The 14,413-nt window shown below is 67.3% G+C and carries 12 protein-coding genes and 1 pseudogene; 10 read left to right on the top strand and 3 right to left on the bottom strand.

The genetic code is table 11. The features are described from left to right. Positions 1-28 precede the first annotated feature (28 nt). The 7 genes and pseudogenes from ENSA7_RS09755 to ENSA7_RS09735 all read left to right on the top strand — a co-directional run bounded on the left by ENSA7_RS09755 (position 29) and on the right by ENSA7_RS09735 (position 8,490). Positions 29-1,795 (top strand): SLC13 family permease, encoded by a 1,767-nt coding sequence (locus ENSA7_RS09755; protein ID WP_106088952.1) that lies wholly within the window; start codon positions 29-31, stop codon positions 1,793-1,795. Positions 1,796-1,902: 107 nt separating this feature from the next. Continuing rightward, on the top strand, positions 1,903-2,037 hold the full coding sequence (locus tag ENSA7_RS42175) for a thioredoxin domain-containing protein (protein WP_146157524.1): 135 nt from the start codon (positions 1,903-1,905) through the stop codon (positions 2,035-2,037). Positions 2,038-2,052: 15 nt separating this feature from the next. Continuing rightward, positions 2,053-2,322 (top strand): annotated as a pseudogene (locus ENSA7_RS45745) (redoxin domain-containing protein); the annotation flags it as partial. Positions 2,323-2,325: 3 nt separating this feature from the next. Continuing rightward, on the top strand, positions 2,326-2,658 hold the full coding sequence (locus tag ENSA7_RS45740; RefSeq protein ID WP_280523992.1) for a glutaredoxin family protein: 333 nt from the start codon (positions 2,326-2,328) through the stop codon (positions 2,656-2,658). Between the two features lie 89 nt (positions 2,659-2,747). Next, a complete protein-coding gene (locus tag ENSA7_RS09745; RefSeq protein WP_106088950.1) occupies positions 2,748-3,494 on the top strand; it encodes a nitroreductase family protein in 747 nt (248 codons plus the stop codon). After that, positions 3,491-6,019 (top strand): lantibiotic dehydratase, encoded by a 2,529-nt coding sequence (locus ENSA7_RS09740; protein WP_106088949.1) that lies wholly within the window; start codon positions 3,491-3,493, stop codon positions 6,017-6,019. Before ENSA7_RS09745 ends, ENSA7_RS09740 begins: the two co-directional genes overlap by 4 nt. Beyond that, positions 6,016-8,490, top strand: a complete 2,475-nt coding sequence (locus tag ENSA7_RS09735) for a thiopeptide-type bacteriocin biosynthesis protein (protein ID WP_106088948.1) — start codon at positions 6,016-6,018, stop codon at positions 8,488-8,490. Before ENSA7_RS09740 ends, ENSA7_RS09735 begins: the two co-directional genes overlap by 4 nt. A gap of 26 nt (positions 8,491-8,516) precedes the next feature. On the opposite strand, the gene ENSA7_RS09730 is transcribed toward ENSA7_RS09735, so the two are convergent. After that, positions 8,517-8,888 carry a hypothetical protein gene (locus ENSA7_RS09730; protein WP_106088947.1) on the bottom strand — a complete coding sequence of 124 codons (372 nt, stop codon included), beginning with the start codon at positions 8,886-8,888 and terminating at the stop codon, positions 8,517-8,519. 198 nt (positions 8,889-9,086) lie between these two features. On the opposite strand from ENSA7_RS09730, the gene ENSA7_RS09725 reads away from it, so the two are divergent. Continuing rightward, on the top strand, positions 9,087-9,620 hold the full coding sequence (locus ENSA7_RS09725) for a hypothetical protein (RefSeq protein WP_106088946.1): 534 nt from the start codon (positions 9,087-9,089) through the stop codon (positions 9,618-9,620). Here the strand turns inward: ENSA7_RS09725 and ENSA7_RS09720 are convergent. After that, positions 9,604-10,977 (bottom strand): TfuA-like protein, encoded by a 1,374-nt coding sequence (locus ENSA7_RS09720; protein ID WP_106088945.1) that lies wholly within the window; start codon positions 10,975-10,977, stop codon positions 9,604-9,606. The two genes, ENSA7_RS09725 and ENSA7_RS09720, sit on opposite strands and share 17 nt — an antisense overlap. Next, a complete protein-coding gene (locus ENSA7_RS09715; protein WP_244923763.1) occupies positions 10,974-12,251 on the bottom strand; it encodes a YcaO-like family protein in 1,278 nt (425 codons plus the stop codon). Before ENSA7_RS09715 ends, ENSA7_RS09720 begins: the two co-directional genes overlap by 4 nt. A gap of 302 nt (positions 12,252-12,553) precedes the next feature. Here ENSA7_RS09715 and ENSA7_RS09710 point away from each other — a divergent pair, with 302 nt between their 5' ends. Together ENSA7_RS09710 and ENSA7_RS09705 are read left to right on the top strand one after the other, a co-directional pair. After that, on the top strand, positions 12,554-13,678 hold the full coding sequence (locus ENSA7_RS09710) for a YcaO-like family protein (RefSeq protein ID WP_181233553.1): 1,125 nt from the start codon (positions 12,554-12,556) through the stop codon (positions 13,676-13,678). Next, complete coding sequence (locus tag ENSA7_RS09705; protein WP_106088943.1) at positions 13,675-14,406, top strand: TOMM precursor leader peptide-binding protein; 732 nt, start codon at positions 13,675-13,677, stop codon at positions 14,404-14,406. The genes ENSA7_RS09710 and ENSA7_RS09705 overlap by 4 nt, the downstream gene beginning before the upstream one ends. The last annotated feature ends 7 nt before the right edge of the window (positions 14,407-14,413 follow it).

The raw sequence follows: 14,413 nt of genomic DNA, 5'->3' as shown, positions 1-14,413 counted from the left end.
TGGGCGTGGCCACCTGCGAGGCTCGCCCGTGATCGCGCAGGCCTGGATCGCGATCGCCGTCGTCGCCGCCGTGTTCGTGCTGCTCGCGGTCGGGCGTCATCCTCCGTATCTGATCTTGCTGGGTGGGCTCGCGGTGTTGCTGGTCACCGGGGTCGTCGAGCCAACGGCGGGCTTCTCGGGGTTTGCCAACCCCGGGCTGATCACGGTGGCGATCTTGTTCGTGGTCGCCGCGGGCCTGCGCCAGACCGGGGCGCTGGCGTACCTGGTTCAGCGCGCGCTCGGTCGGCCGCGCTCGGCCACGCGGGCGCAGCTGCGGCTGGTGCCGCCGGTCGTGGTCGGCAGCGCGTTCGTCAACAACACGCCGGTCGTCGCGATGCTGATGCCGGTCGTCATGGATTGGTGCAAGACCACGCGGATCCCGGTCTCGAAGCTGCTGTTGCCGCTCAGCTACATCGCGATCTTGGGCGGCCTGTGCACGCTGATCGGGACCAGCACCAACATCGTCGTCAACGGGTTGCTGGTCGCGCAAGGCATGCCGGGTCTGGGCATGTTCGACATCACCTGGGTCGGGCTGCCCTGCGCGCTGGTTGGCGTCAGCTTCTTGTTGATCGCGGCCCGGTGGCTGCTGCCCGACCGCGACAGCGAGCTGGGCGTGCCCGACGATCCACGCGAGTACACGGTCGAGATGACCGTCGTGGCCGGGGGTCCGCTGGTCGGCAAGACCGTCGAGGCGGCCGGCCTCCGGCACCTGCCGGGGCTGTACCTGATGGAGATCCATCGCGGCAACAACATCGTGCCGATCGTCAACCCGAGCGAGCAGCTCGAGGCCAACGATCAGCTGGTGTTCGTCGGGGTGTTGGACTCGGTCATGGATCTGCAGCGGATCCCGGGGGTCGGGCCCGCGACGCGGCAGGTGTTCAAGCTCGACTCGCACCGGGCCGAGCGCTGCTTCGCCGAGGCCGTGGTCTCGTGGAGCTGCCCGCTGATCGGGCAGACGATCCGCGAGGGCCGGTTTCGCAACAAGTACGACGCGGTGGTGATCGCGGTGTCGCGCAACGGTGAGCGGATGCCCGGGCGCATCGGTGACATCGAGCTGCGCGCAGGGGACACCTTGTTGATCGAGGCGCTGCCGTCGTTCGTCGAGCAACAACGCAACTCACGGGACTTTTACCTGGTCAGTCGGCTCGACGGCGCCGGGCCGCCGACCAACGCGCAGGCGCCGATCTCGTTGATGATCCTCGCGGGCATGGTCGCGCTCGCGACTACGGGCTTGCTGACGATGTTGCAGGCGGCGTTGGTCGCGGCGGCGACGATGCTGCTGACGCGCTGTTGCTCGGAAGAGACCGCGCGCCGCAGCATGGACTGGCCGCTGCTGCTGGCGATCGGCGCATCGTTCGGGCTGGGCAGCGCGCTCGAGAGCACGGGCGCGGCGCAGGCGATCGCGGAGCTCGGGCTCGGGTACGCGGGCACCAACCCGCTGCTGGCGCTGATCGTGATCTACGCCGCGACCACCAGCTTGTCGGAGCTGGTGACCAACAACGCGGCCGCCGTGATCGTGTTTCCGATCGCCATGTCGACGGCGGCGCAGCTGGGTGTCAACCATATGCCGTTCGTGATCGCGGTGATGATCGCGGCGTCGTCGAGCTTCGCCACCCCGCTCGGGTATCAGACCAACCTGATGGTCTACGGGCCCGGCGGCTACAAGCTGTCGGACTTCTTGAAGATGGGCGTGCCGATGAACCTGCTGATGTGGGTGGTCACCTGCACGCTGGCGCCGCTGGTCTGGCCGTTTTGAACCTGATGTTCTGGGTGGGCGCCTGGCGCGGCCCGCCGACGCGATCGAATCAAAATCTGCCGCGCGCTGGATCGGGCGCGCATCGCTGCTTGTGCTATGTAGGCCGCATGATCGCAGTCGGAGCTCAAGCGCCCACCTTCACGCGGATCGACCACCTGGGTCGTGAGCAGAACCTCGCGGCGATGCGGGGTAAACGCCATTTGGCGCTATTGTTCTACCCGCTCGACTTCACCCCCACGTGAAGCACGGAAGTACCAGCGCTGGAAGCGTTGGCTGACCGACTTCGCGCCGCCCACACCCTCGCCATTGGGGTCTCAATTGATACAGTTTATTGTCACGCGGCCTGGGCCGAGCAAATGGGCGGTGTCTCGTTTCCGCTGATCTCCGACTTTCACCCCAAGGGTGAGATCGCCACGTCAATGGGGGTGTACCTGGCTGACAAGGGCATCACCGATCGCGCGACCGTGCTCATCAACGCGGGCGGGACGGTCCGCTACACGCAGTCGGTGGGTCCGTCCGGCGAGCGCGACATGGAGGCGCTGGTCGCCGAGTGCGAGAAGATCGACGCGAGCTGGCCGAGCGAGCTGCCCGAATTCGTCGCGCCGCAAGGGCTGCCTGCGGGCGCTGAGCTGTACATCAAGGACCGCTGCTTGTTCAGTCGCTGGGCCATGTACGCGCGCAGCAACCTCCACATCGAGTCGAGCTTGGCGGTGCGCAACGTCAGCCAGGATCCACAGGCGCGTGAGCAGCTGGTGCGGGTCGGCGGCAAGCCGCAGGCGCCCGCGTTGGTGATCGGGGATCAGGTCATGTACGAGTCCACGGACATCGCCGCGCACCTGGCCAAGACCTGCAGCTGGCTTTAGAGCTGGGTTTAGAGGCCGGGTTTAGCAGAGGTGCGGGGCGCCGTTAGCTTGATTTGCTGACGAGCGCCTCGCGGCGATATGCTGGCCGCGTGGAGTCCGACCAGCACCCTGGCCTGACGACGACGAGCGGCGGGCCGCTCGCGATGGTGCGTGACCTGATTCTGGCCGGTCGCTCGCGGCACGAGCACGCCGAGCCTTCGGCCCCCACGGATCGACCTGGCGAGCTCGCGCCAGCGATCCCGCTTCCGCTGCCCGTGGACGCCGATCCTGCCTGTGATCTGCGCAGCGTGATCGCGAGTCGACGCAGCACCTCGCTCCGAGACAGCGGCTCGCTGCCGCTGTCGCAGCTCTCGCTCCTGCTGCGCAACGCGGAGATCGTCGACGCTGGCCCGTTGTGCCCCGATGCACGACTGCGAGCTCAGCTATTTGTCGTGGCCCTCGATGTGCCCCCGCTCGAGCCGGCCGTCTACCGCTACGACCACGCTGGCCACCAGCTCGTGCTCGTCGAGGGCGTCGCGCGGGAACAGCTCCGCGCCGAGGTGCTGCTGCAGCACGATCAGGGCGACGCCGCTGCGCTGGTGTTTGTCGTCACCCCCCTGGCTCGCTGGCTTCGCATGCATGCGGACCGCGGTTATCGGGGCGCGATGATGTCGGTGGGGTGGGTGATCGACAGTCTGTACCTTCAAGCGGCGCAGCTGGGCCTGCAATACTCGGCGACGGGGGGGTTTGCCCTGGCCCGCGCCAACGAGCTACTGCAGCTCGACGGCTACGAGTACACGACCGCGCTGGCGTTCGCCGTTGGTGCGGGCGCCTCCGCACTCGAAGAGCCCGGATGAGTCGGCGCTGGGAGCCACGCCCGCTGTTGGGGGTTCGCATCGCTGGGCTGCCGCTGTCGATCCTCGATGGGCTCGAGCTGTGCGAGAGCGCCGCCACGCTGGGGGAGCTCGACGTCCTCACTGACGCGATCGCCCCGCAGCGCGACACGGCGATCGAGCTGCTGCACGCGCTCGTCGGCGAGTGCGACGACGAGCACCTGCGCAGGCGCGCGCTCACCCTCAAGCGTCGCCTGTTCAACGCCAAGCCGCTGCGCCGCGCCGATCTCGACCATGCGTGGCCGCCGGATCTCCGCGAGCGACTGGCCTCGATTCACGCCCAAGAGGCGCAACGGCGCGCCGTCGAGCGCCGCCTGGTCGACACCGTCGAGCGTGAGCGACGAGACATCTCCAAGCGCCTGTGCGCACGCCTGGATCACCCGCGGCTGCTCGGCGGGGTGCTGTTGTCCAGTCGAGACCACTTCGACGTGGCTCGCCAGCTCCATGAGCTCGCCGACAGCGATCACCACCCCGCGTCGCGGGTGATTCGCGAGGCGACGATCGCCCGCTATCTGCTGCGCGCGACCCTGCGGACCACCCCGTTCAGCAGCTTCGCGGGGGTCGCCGTGTTTCGGTCGGATATCGACAGCGAGGCGCCCGAGAGCCCGTCGCCCACGTGGGTGGGGATCCCGCAGCTCAACGCTGCGCTGCTGGGCGAGCGCCTGTTTCCGACCCTCGATCCGCAGGCTCGCGCTGGGTTGTCGCTGCGCGTCACGCCGCTGCGCACGATGGTCGCCGAGCCCCGGCCGCATCTGTTGTTCGCCCGTCAACTCGCGGGGATCGGCGCCGACGGAGCACCCTCGACCGAGTGGGGCCGGCTCGAGCTGAGCCTGCAGATCGCCCAGCTGATGGACGCTGTCGAGGGGACGACCGCGGCCCAGGCGATCGCAGCGCTCGCGTCCGCGCAGCTGAGCGCCGAAGTCTGGAGCGAGGCGCTCGACGCCCTCGTCGCAGCGGGGGTGATCGAGCGGCTGTATCCTGCCGTGCGGCCGACCGCGTCGGGGCTGGCGAGCATGGCTGCCGAGCTCGAGGCGCTCGGCGACCGGACCTGCTCCGCGCGGCTGCGGGCCGTCTCGACCGACCTCGAGCGCTACGCGAAAGCGTCGATCACCGAGCGCGCCGAGCTGCAAGAACAAGTCGCCGAGGCGGTGGGCGTGACGCAGCTGCGCGGGTGTCTGTTCGAAGATTACTCGGTGCATGGGCTGCGTGCCTCCGATCTGCCCTTGTCGGTCGAGGAGCTCACGAACGAGCTTCGACCGGCCGCCGCGCTGGCCAGCGCCAGCGCCACGAACATCCAGCATCGGTCGGTTGCCCAGGCGTTCTGCGAGCGCTTCGGTGCGGATGGTCAATGTGACGATGTCCCTGGGTTCATCGCAATGGTCATGGCCGACGGCGCGCTGCTCGAGGGTCTGCGTCGGGTCGACGCGCCCATACCCTGGCAACACCACGTCGAGCTCACCCGCGCGCTCGAGAGCACGGCGAAGGAGCCGATCGAGCTCGACGCGGCGCTGCTCGAGGGGCTCCCCGGTGCGCAGCAGCCCTGCTCGATCATGGCCTTCGTTCAGCTCGCCACCCGCGACGGCGCGACGGACGGGGCGGTCGAGCGCATCGTGCTCAACGGGGTCCAGAGCGGGCGCGACAAGTACTTGTCTCGCTACTTGGCCGACCCTCAGTTCGAGCGAGACCTGCTGCCCACGGCGCGAGCATGGTTCGACGCCGCGGAGCCGGTCCCGGTCGCGGTCCACGTGGGGATGGGGCTCAACTTCCAGCTCCACCCTCGCCTGACCCGCTACGCCCTGGACGTCCCGCTGGAGGTCTGCCGACCCCCCGGCGGCGACCTGCTCTCACTTGGCGAGCTCGAGCTGAGCTTCGACTCGAGCCGTCAGCAGCTGCGGCTCCACGCGCCCCGGTTGGGCAAGGACATCGAGCCTGTACACCTTGGGTTTGTCCGCGACCAGCTGCTGCCCGATCCCTTGCTCGTCATTCGGGCGCTGTCGCCACGCATCGGCGAAGAGACGATCGCCGAGCGTGCTGCGATCTACGCCACGCTGGACGCCACGGATCTGCTCGGCGGTGTCAGCCTGCGTCGATTCCGTCCACGCCTGCAGGTAGGTCGCCTGGTCCTCGAGCGCGCGCGGTGGGCGATCCCGGTCAGCGAGATTCCCTCGAAGGAGCCGCGCGAACCCTACTCGCAGTACTTTGTCCGACTCGAACGATGGCGGCGCAGTGAGGGCATTCCCCAGCGTGGCTTCGGCCGTCGACTGAGCCGCGGTAATTACCCGCTGGATATCTCGCGAAGCCAGCAATACCTCGACTGGCGCAACCCCCTGGTGCTCAGCAACCTTCGAAGGTTGCTCGGTGAGCTCCGCGACGACAGCTGGTTGTCGATCACCGAGCTGCTCCCGACGCCAGCGCAGAGCCACATCGACATCGATGGTCAGCGCCACTGCGCGGAGCTCCTCGTTCAGCTCGACTGGAACGGCTCATGACGGACCCTTGGCTATACCTGCAGTTGTTCCACGAAGACCCCGCCGACGCCGACACCATCTTGACCGATTTCGTGGCGACGACCTCGCGTGAGCTGCTGGGCGATGCGTCGGTGGATCGGTTCTTCTTCCTTCGCTACTTCGAGGGCGGCCACCACATCCGTTATCGCCTCCGCGTGACCGATCCGACGCGGCTCGACGCGCTCCACGACTGGTTGCGGGTCCGCGCGCGCGACACACCGAGCATCGGCAGGATCGAGCGGGCAGCGTACGAGCGCGAGCTTCACAAGCATGGCGGCGCAGCGGGGCTCGAGATCGCCGAGCGCCAATTCTTTGCGTCGAGTCAATTCGCGCTGTCGTGCATCGAGGCGACGGCGGCCGATCCCCAGCGCCGTGCGCTGATCGGACTCGGCGCCCTCGATGTGCTGCTGCGACGCGCCGGCCTCGATCGAGCCGCGCGCAGGCGCTGCAGCCTGGCGTACGCCGCCCACTGGAGCGCCCTGCTCGCGCGCGGCATGGACGAGTGGGCTCCCGCGTCGCCGGACCCCGCTCAGGTCGAGCTCGCCCGCGCGTGGCTCGAGCGCGCCGACGGTGGGCTGTGGAGCCGGGCGGCTCACTCGGCGGACGTGGACCGGCGTGGAGATGTCGCCACGGCCCAGTGGCTCGAGTCTGTGCGCGACGAGGTTGCAGCCCTGCGCGCGCTGGACAGCCAGGGCCGCCTCGACGTGCCCATGCAGGTGGTGCTGTGGAACCTGATCCACACCCTCAACAATCGCCTCGGGCTGGGCATCGGCGCGGAGGTTGCGATCGCAACGCTGGCGAGCGTCGTCCATGCGCTCCCGGCACGGCCGACGCTCCCGGTGGCGCTCGACACCGATCGCCCCAACGCGATCTGGGCTGAGGTCGTCGAGGGTCTGGCGAGTGGCCGCCCTACCGCGGTCGCGGTCGATGGCGACGTCGACTCGACGCTCGTCGAGTGGCGCGCGCAGGCGAGCAAGCTCGGCGCGAGGTGGGTCGTCGCCCCGCGCGATGAGCCCGACGGGCCTCAGCCGTTCGCCCTGTGGCGTCGACTCGCACGGGGCTACTCCAGCGATGGCGCCGACCGCCTCGACCGCCAGCTCGCGGACGCTCGCCAGCCCTGGTCGGACCCCGAGTGCCCGATGCTCCCCGATCCGCAGGGCGTGTACGACGTGATCGCAGCGTTCCTGCTGAGCGCTTCGACCGAGCCCACGATCATCGTGGTCCGCGACGTCGCGGCGGCGAGCCCCGAGTGCCTCGCGGCGCTCTCGACGATCGTCCTTCGTCGGTGTCGCGGCGCCGCGGTGTTGGTGCTGGTGGCCGACGCCGATCTCACCCAGGGCGACAGTGTCCCGGGTCGGCGTTGGGTGCAGCTGGTCCGTCAGCTTCACGAGCGGGCGGGGCTCCATCACCTGCGGCTGCCCGGTGGACCCGCCGCGCCGCGGACCCCCGACCCTTCGACTTTGACGGACCACGCCCGAGTCGGGCTCGACATGTGCCGAGCAGGCGCGCTCACGACCGGCGTCCATCATCTCGCCACGGCGATCTCGAGGGAGCCGAGCCACGGCGCCGACCCAGAGATCCTGGTTCACCTCGCGATGGCGACCCTGCAGCTTCGTGAGCTCGACCTCGCGGCCCAGGCCGCCGAGGCAGCCTATCGGGTGGGCCCCAGCCCCCATCGCCAGCGTGCGCGTCGGGTGTGGATGGCGACGATGCACACCAACGACGACGCCGAGGGGCTCGAGCGCTTGGGTGCTGACGTTCAACACGATCTCGAGCAGGCCGAGCGGTCGAGCCAGCAGCACGCGTGGCTGCTGCTCGACGCGGCCCTGTGCACGGCGCTGCGCATGAGTCGACGTGACGAGCACGTCCGGTACCTCGACGCGATCATCACAAAACCCGTCGCCATCGTGCCCAGGCAATGCCTCGCGACCGCGCACATCTGGCGAGCGGCTCCCTGGTTCACGCAGGGCCAGCTCGCCGAGGCACTTCCCCATCAACGAGCGGGTGTGCAGCTGCTCGAGACGCTGAGCGATCCGACCCGCCTGCTGTTCACCCGGTTGCGACTCGGGGGAACGCTCGCGCAGCTCGGCGCGTTCGACCAGGCAGCCAAATTGTTCGAGGAGGTCACCGCGGCCAGTCTTTGCCAGGGTGGCTTCGACACTGCGTTGGACGCAGCTTCACGAGCGGTGCTGGGCTACATCGAGGCCGAGCAACCACTCGCCGCGGCGGCGCTGCTCCACAGCGCCGAGCCGACGGTACGGCACATGTGGAGTCAGAGCCCGTCAGTCACACTATTGTGCGAGCTGGCCTTGGCCCTCGCACGGGATGACCACGAGCGCGTGCGCGCCATCGTGGTGGTGTTTCCTCCACCGCTTTGGACAACGACGCTCGTCGACATACCAGACCTCACAGCCAAACGAATGGCCGCGATTGATACCAGTTATGCCGTTTAGGTGTTCTGAGATACGAAAAAGGCTGTCTAGCCTTTCACTTTTCCGATATCGCGAAGGAAGTCCTTTGGTGCTGCCTTCGCGTGCTCAGCTGTCATCTTGACCACGCCTTCTTGGCCGAGGACGCTGACCGCCTTTTCATGCAGCGCGACCAGAGACACCAGATCTTCCTTGCTGAGGGTCTTCTCGCTGATCGCAGCCTTGGTCATGCTGCTGATCGTCGAGAAACAAGCGCTCGTGCACAGAGAGCTGACCGGAACGCTGGTGAGCGAGGTCTTCTCTCCGAATCCAGCTTTGGTGATGGTGACGTCCAGCCGCTTGAGACCAGCGTCAATGTTGACGCTTCCCTCGTCGAGGTCTTTGAGGCCGAGTTCCAGAAACCGTTTGACTTCAATGCTCATTGTTGTTTGCGATCCCAGTGGATGTGCCACCAACCCTATCATGACATTTCGTGTCGGACTACACCCAAATCCGGTCGTGAGACACTAAGATTCGGGCTGCGCAACTCACGCAGCGTGTGGATCGGTCCGCTCGCGTGAGTTGCCCCCCCGTTGCCCCCGCCCTAAGCTGTGGGTGGCCAAGCGCCAACGAGCGCCTCCATGCCCGACGTTTCTCCGCAAGCCCGCCCCCGGGCGCTCGTCGTCCTGCTGTGGGCAATCGTGGTCGTCGGGCTGATGCAGACACTCGGCGCCACGTTCGAGGCACTCAACATGATCGTGCCGTCCCTGCTGCCCAGCCTACAGGCGAATGAGGTCATGCAGCTCCACCACGACCAACCGCTGGTCGAGGCGTGGACGACGGGCGGAAACCTCGCGGGCATGGTGCTTGGCGTCGGGTTCATCGTGGGTGGAGTTCGCCTGCTTCGTGGCGACGCTCGCGGTCTGGGCCTCACCCGTGCCTGTGCCCTCGCAACGCTCATCTATGCCGTGATTGGAGCGGTCGTGAGCGGCGTCTTCCTCGTGCCGATGTTCATCGCTCAGCTCGACGCGCCCGATCCCGAGCAACAGCAACTCGCGCTGGTGTTTCTCATCTCTCTGGTCGGCGCGAGCGGCTTCTTCATCATGTTCTCGACCCTCGTGTTCGTCGTCTTCGGTCGGCCCAAGGTCCGCGACTCGTTCAAGGCGTCTGTGTGACACCCAGGGCGGAGCCCGAGGCTCGCCGGTAGCAGTACTCACGCAGCAAGGCCCGACGAAACGCGTCGAGATCTTCGAACCCCGTGGCTTGCAGCGCGGCCTTCCAGTCGAGCTCGGCCCCCTCGCCGAGGTGCCAGCGAAGCAGCTGCATCTCGTCGATGTCGGCCTCCACCAGGCCTGGGTTGACGAGGCCGAGCCCCTGCAGGACCTGCTTCTTGTCGCGGGCCCGGTCGCGCAGTCGCGCGTAGTCCCCGGAGATCCTCAACTCATTGGCGATCTGGGCCTGGGCCACCTCGGTCAGCGACCCAGACATCACTTGGATCACCGCCTCCTCCAGGACCAGTTGCCCGTAGGTTTGCTCGTCGAGCTCGTTCGCTCGAAACCAGGCTTTGAGGCTGTCCAGGGTCAGCAACCCGCGCTCGCGTCGAAGCCGATCGGAGACGGGCTCGAGCAGCTCGGGCTCGAGCGAGATGCCCCGTCGATTCGCGTCGACGAGCAGCAAGTGACGCAGCATCGCCGCCCGCAGCGCCCCGCGCTCGGTGGCCGCCTCGAGTCGCAGCTCGTCGAGGAGCTCATCGAACGAGACGGAGTCTCCGTGCGATTGTTGCGAGGAGACCTCTAGCCGGATCTCGCCGGCAGCTTGCTGGGCCCGCAACCACCACTCGGTCTCCTCGAACTCGTAGTCGACGGTCTTGGGCTCGGGGTCGCCAGCCAAGAACACCTGCACGGCCTCGAGCATGGCGACGGCGTCGTCCCGCTTTTGGTTTCGCTTGCCGTCAGGCAGCCACTGGGACAGGGCCACGAGCTCGTCGTGCGCGAGCCCCTGGGCTCGCGCCTGGCTGAGGACTGCGGCGTACGTGCGCTCTGGATAGAACAGCCCCTTGCCGATCTCGACGAGGGCATCGTGAGCCGTCCGGCTGATGATCTGGGCGTCGACCGCGGCCGCCAAGCTGGCGCGGATGTTGACCATCGCGTCGGAGATCACCCGGAAGTCGTCGTCGGCGCTCGCGTGGACGACGGCGACCTCGTCATCGTCTTCGTACTCGCCCGTGTTGAAGCCCTCGAAGATCCGCCCGACACCCACCATGCCGAACGCGCTGAGCTCGGCGGCGCGGAGCGCCCCCATGCTCGACGCCCCAAACACGTGAATGCCCTTGCTCATCGCGTACAGGATCTCTTTGTGCCACACCGCCGGCACCCGCTCGAACAACCCGTCGATGATCCCGATGACCCGGGGGCTCTTGAGCGTGACCCGGTAGACGTCGCCCTGCGACACCGGGGGCAAGTAGACCGCGTCGAGGTGCTGGCGCGCGTCGGCGGCTGACAGGCTGGGCCCGGTGAAGATGACGACCGTCATGCTGCGACCGCCCTGGCGCGCTTGCCCAGCTCGTACTTGGGGAAATCGTGGTTTCCTTCGAGTCCGGGGATGACCACCTTGACCACGGGAATTCCAAACCGCTCCTGGCTGAGGTCACAGACGACGACCTGGTCGAGCCCGACCGATCGCAAGCGCTCGAGCTGCCACGAGATATCCGCGGCGAAGGTCTCCCCGGAGAACGTTGGCACGGCTTGAAATGACCGCTCTCCGGCCCGTTGATCGTGGACCAACTGCCGCACATAGCGAAGCTGGTCGGGGTTCCGGTGGCGATCGTACTCTCCGCGCATGACATCGTCTCGGACGCCCGAGATCACCGTGAGCCGAGTCTGGGCCGCCTCGGTCAGCGCGCGGAGCAGCGCGATCTCTCGGGCGCAGTGGCAACCCTGGCCGGACGCTGAATGCAGCGAGCGAAGCGCGTCCTCGTCACGCTCGACGATCAGGCAGGTGAACGCCGGGACGCCGAGATCGGAGGTCGTCTCCCAGACCGCCGTGGCGACCCCGGCGGCGGCAAATTTGTCGAGGACTCGTCGGCAGCGAGGATCGTCGACGGTCTCGAGATCAATGCGGGTCGCGTCGCGGCGTGCCGGCGTTGCCAGGCCCCACAGCGTCGTCGAGTCTCGCTCAATCACCTCGGCGATCCCGTAGGAGATCGCCTCTAGCAGGTGATTGCCCGAGGCCAGACCGTTGGTCGAGCAGCAGAAGATCCCGGGATTGATCCGACCTTGGAGGGTCGAGTCGATGTGCACGGCCTCGTGTGGGACCCAGGCGCTGTCCCCCGTCACGATGTCCACGCCCTGGACCCACAAGAACTGGATGTGGTGATTGAGGGGCATGGCCGACGTTCGCGGGATCGCCATGATGTCGACCAGGTTCAGCGCGTGGGACAGGTCGTTGGCGCTTCCAAGCCGCATGGGCAGGATCACGCGCTCGGCATGAAAGGCCTCAATGGACTCCATCACCCCAGACACGCGGGCGGCGTCGAGCGTCAGCCCCTTGCCCTGGCTGACCGCGAGCGATCGGGCATTGGGGCGATACACGACGACCGTGGGGACGCCGATCCAGTCCAGGCCCGTCACATTCCCAATCCGCGTGATCCCCATTGCGGGGAGCATCGGACGCAGGCGCTCCATGGTTTGCGCCGGCGTCACGACCCGGTGGGTCTCGGCCCGAAACATCTTGACGCCTGGATCGTCGCTGCCCACGAGCGAGCAGCGCGCGGCCAGGCTCTGGGCTTGATGATCTGACGACAACATGATCGAAGCGGCGGTAGGGTAGATCGCACATCGTGGGTCGCGCAAGGGTGAGCTCGGTGAGCCCAACTGGTCGGCACCCTCGTGATCTGTTCGCATGTTTGGTACAAACACGCGTGTCCTCAGTCGATTTGCAAGCGCTGCTTGCGCGCATCGATCCACTGATCGACGAACGCTGCGGGGTATTGGCCGGTGTGGGCCCATTGACGTTCCCGCCCGGCTTCACTGGCCAGATGTATGGATTTAGCTCGTGCGTCGCACGACCGACGGAGCTCCACCCTTCACATTCCGCGACGGACCCAACCTTGGGCGCCCTCATGGGCTACGGGACCGCGCTCGACGAGCCCTTGGCTCGCGTGCGCGCGGTCTGTGAGGCCTTGGAACGCTATTGCTCGGTCATGTACCCGCTCGCGGGCGTACGTCTGGCCCGACCCGGTGAGCTCGACGGCGCGATCTGTGAGCACTCGCGGTTCCCCCAGTGTTCCGACCGGGAGCGTCAGCTGGGCCGCGAGCAGGTCAGGCTCCCCGATCCCTCGCGCGAGGACTACTGGATCCGCGGCTACTCTCTCTCGCGGGGAGAGCCGACCTGGCTGCCGCTCACCGCGGTGCACTTGGGCCTGCCAATTCCCGTCTCGGAGCACGTGACATGGCCGATGTCTACCGGCTTCGCAGCCGGCTCGACCTACGATCAGGCGGTGTTGTCCGGTCTGCTCGAGGTCATCGAGCGCGACAGTCTGGCGCTGTGGTGGCTTCATCAGCTGCCCATGCCCAGGCTCGAGCTGCAGCTCGAAGCCAACAGTCGGCTGAGCACGCTGCTCGAGCGCGCGCGCGAGATCGGTCTGGAGACCCACCTGTTCGATCTCACGACCAACCTCGACGTGCCGGTCATCGGGGTGGTGCAGGTCGATCACCACGCGAGGCCGCACGTCATCACCATGGGCGCGTCTCGGCCGCGGGGGATCGACGCCGCGATCCGGGTGCTCGAGGAGGCGGGGAGCCTGCGCATTGCGATGGCCAACCAGGCTCCCATCACGCGCAGCAGCTTCATGTCGCAGCCGCACCGCACCCCGGAGGAGTTCGGCGCCCTCTATATCGACCGTGACGCGATCGCTCGATTTGGCTTCGCCACGGATCATCCCAATGTCCGCCACGACGTCCCTCCGGCAGTCTCGGACGACCCACTCGACACGATCGTCGGGCGCCTCAGCGCGCTTGGGATGGAGGTCCTGGTGGTCGACGTCACGCTCCCGGAGGTCCGGCAGTGCGGTATCGTCGTCGTGAAGGTCATCGTCCCCGACTTGATGCCGATCAGCTTTTGCCACGATGTGCGGTACCTTGCACACCCACGCCTCTACGCCGCTCCGCGCCAGCTGGGCTATGGCCAGCGTCTCGAAGCCATGATTACCAGCGATCCCATCCCGTTCGCATGACCACGCCCACGAAATTATTGATGCTCGGCAGCGGCGAAGTTGGGCGACGATGCGCAGCCCTGCTCGGGGACGCTCCGGGTCTGGAGGTGACGACAGATGAACCTGGCGCCGCGCTCACGGACTTGGATCAGGTCCTGGGTGATCATCAGCTCGTCGCGCTCGTCACCGAGCGTCCGAGCCCCGCGGTCGCGAAGATTCTCGACGAGCGATGCTGGTCTGGGAACATCCCGTGGATCCAGGCGGAGCTGTGCGGGCACCAATTTCGGGTGGGGCCCACGGTCGTCCCGCCCACGACGCCTTGCTGGGAGTGCCTCCAGCGGCGTCTACGTTCGCTCGTCGTCGATCAACCCGCGCATCAGGCGACTCAGGCCGCGGCCGAGTCCGAGCCCAGCGAGCCGTGGTTCGCCGGCCAGCTCGGCGCCCTGACCGAGCAGGTCGCGGCGCTCACCGCGATTCAATGTATCAACATGAGCTCCGGTCGATATGCGCCGCGAGCCGACGGCATGGGCCAATACTGGGAGGGGGACGCCGTATTCGGGATTCTTCGCCAGCGCCGGTTTGCGCGGATCGGGCTGTGTCCACGCTGCGCTCCCCAGGATCCACGAGCCAGCTTCGAGCGCGCGGCCAGGTGGTTCGGCCAGCGCTTTGTCGCAAAGGAGTTGGCTTCCCGGACTGAACCAGTCGACGAATGGCGTCCGCAAGCGGGCGAGAAACCTCGCCCGAGCTGAAAGGAGA

Origin of the sequence: Enhygromyxa salina, from assembly GCF_002994635.1 — a bacterium.
GTDB lineage: Bacteria > Myxococcota_A > Polyangia > Nannocystales > Nannocystaceae > Plesiocystis > Plesiocystis salina_B.
This window is presented reverse-complemented; position numbering and strand designations above follow the sequence as displayed.

Excerpts from the sequence above, each read along its gene's own strand:
- ENSA7_RS45740 (WP_280523992.1), top strand. The coding sequence starts at position 2,326 with ATGGAGGCGCTGGTCGCCGAGTGCGAGAAGATCGACGCGAGCTGGCCG.
- ENSA7_RS09725 (WP_106088946.1), top strand. The coding sequence starts at position 9,087 with ATGCCCGACGTTTCTCCGCAAGCCCGCCCCCGGGCGCTCGTCGTCCTG.
- ENSA7_RS09730 (WP_106088947.1), bottom strand. The coding sequence starts at position 8,888 with ATGAGCATTGAAGTCAAACGGTTTCTGGAACTCGGCCTCAAAGACCTC.
- ENSA7_RS09740 (WP_106088949.1), top strand. The coding sequence starts at position 3,491 with ATGAGTCGGCGCTGGGAGCCACGCCCGCTGTTGGGGGTTCGCATCGCT.
- ENSA7_RS09720 (WP_106088945.1), bottom strand. The coding sequence starts at position 10,977 with ATGACGGTCGTCATCTTCACCGGGCCCAGCCTGTCAGCCGCCGACGCG.
- ENSA7_RS42175 (WP_146157524.1), top strand. The coding sequence starts at position 1,903 with ATGATCGCAGTCGGAGCTCAAGCGCCCACCTTCACGCGGATCGACCAC.
- ENSA7_RS09735 (WP_106088948.1), top strand. The coding sequence starts at position 6,016 with ATGACGGACCCTTGGCTATACCTGCAGTTGTTCCACGAAGACCCCGCC.
- ENSA7_RS09715 (WP_244923763.1), bottom strand. The coding sequence starts at position 12,251 with ATGTTGTCGTCAGATCATCAAGCCCAGAGCCTGGCCGCGCGCTGCTCG.
- ENSA7_RS09705 (WP_106088943.1), top strand. The coding sequence starts at position 13,675 with ATGACCACGCCCACGAAATTATTGATGCTCGGCAGCGGCGAAGTTGGG.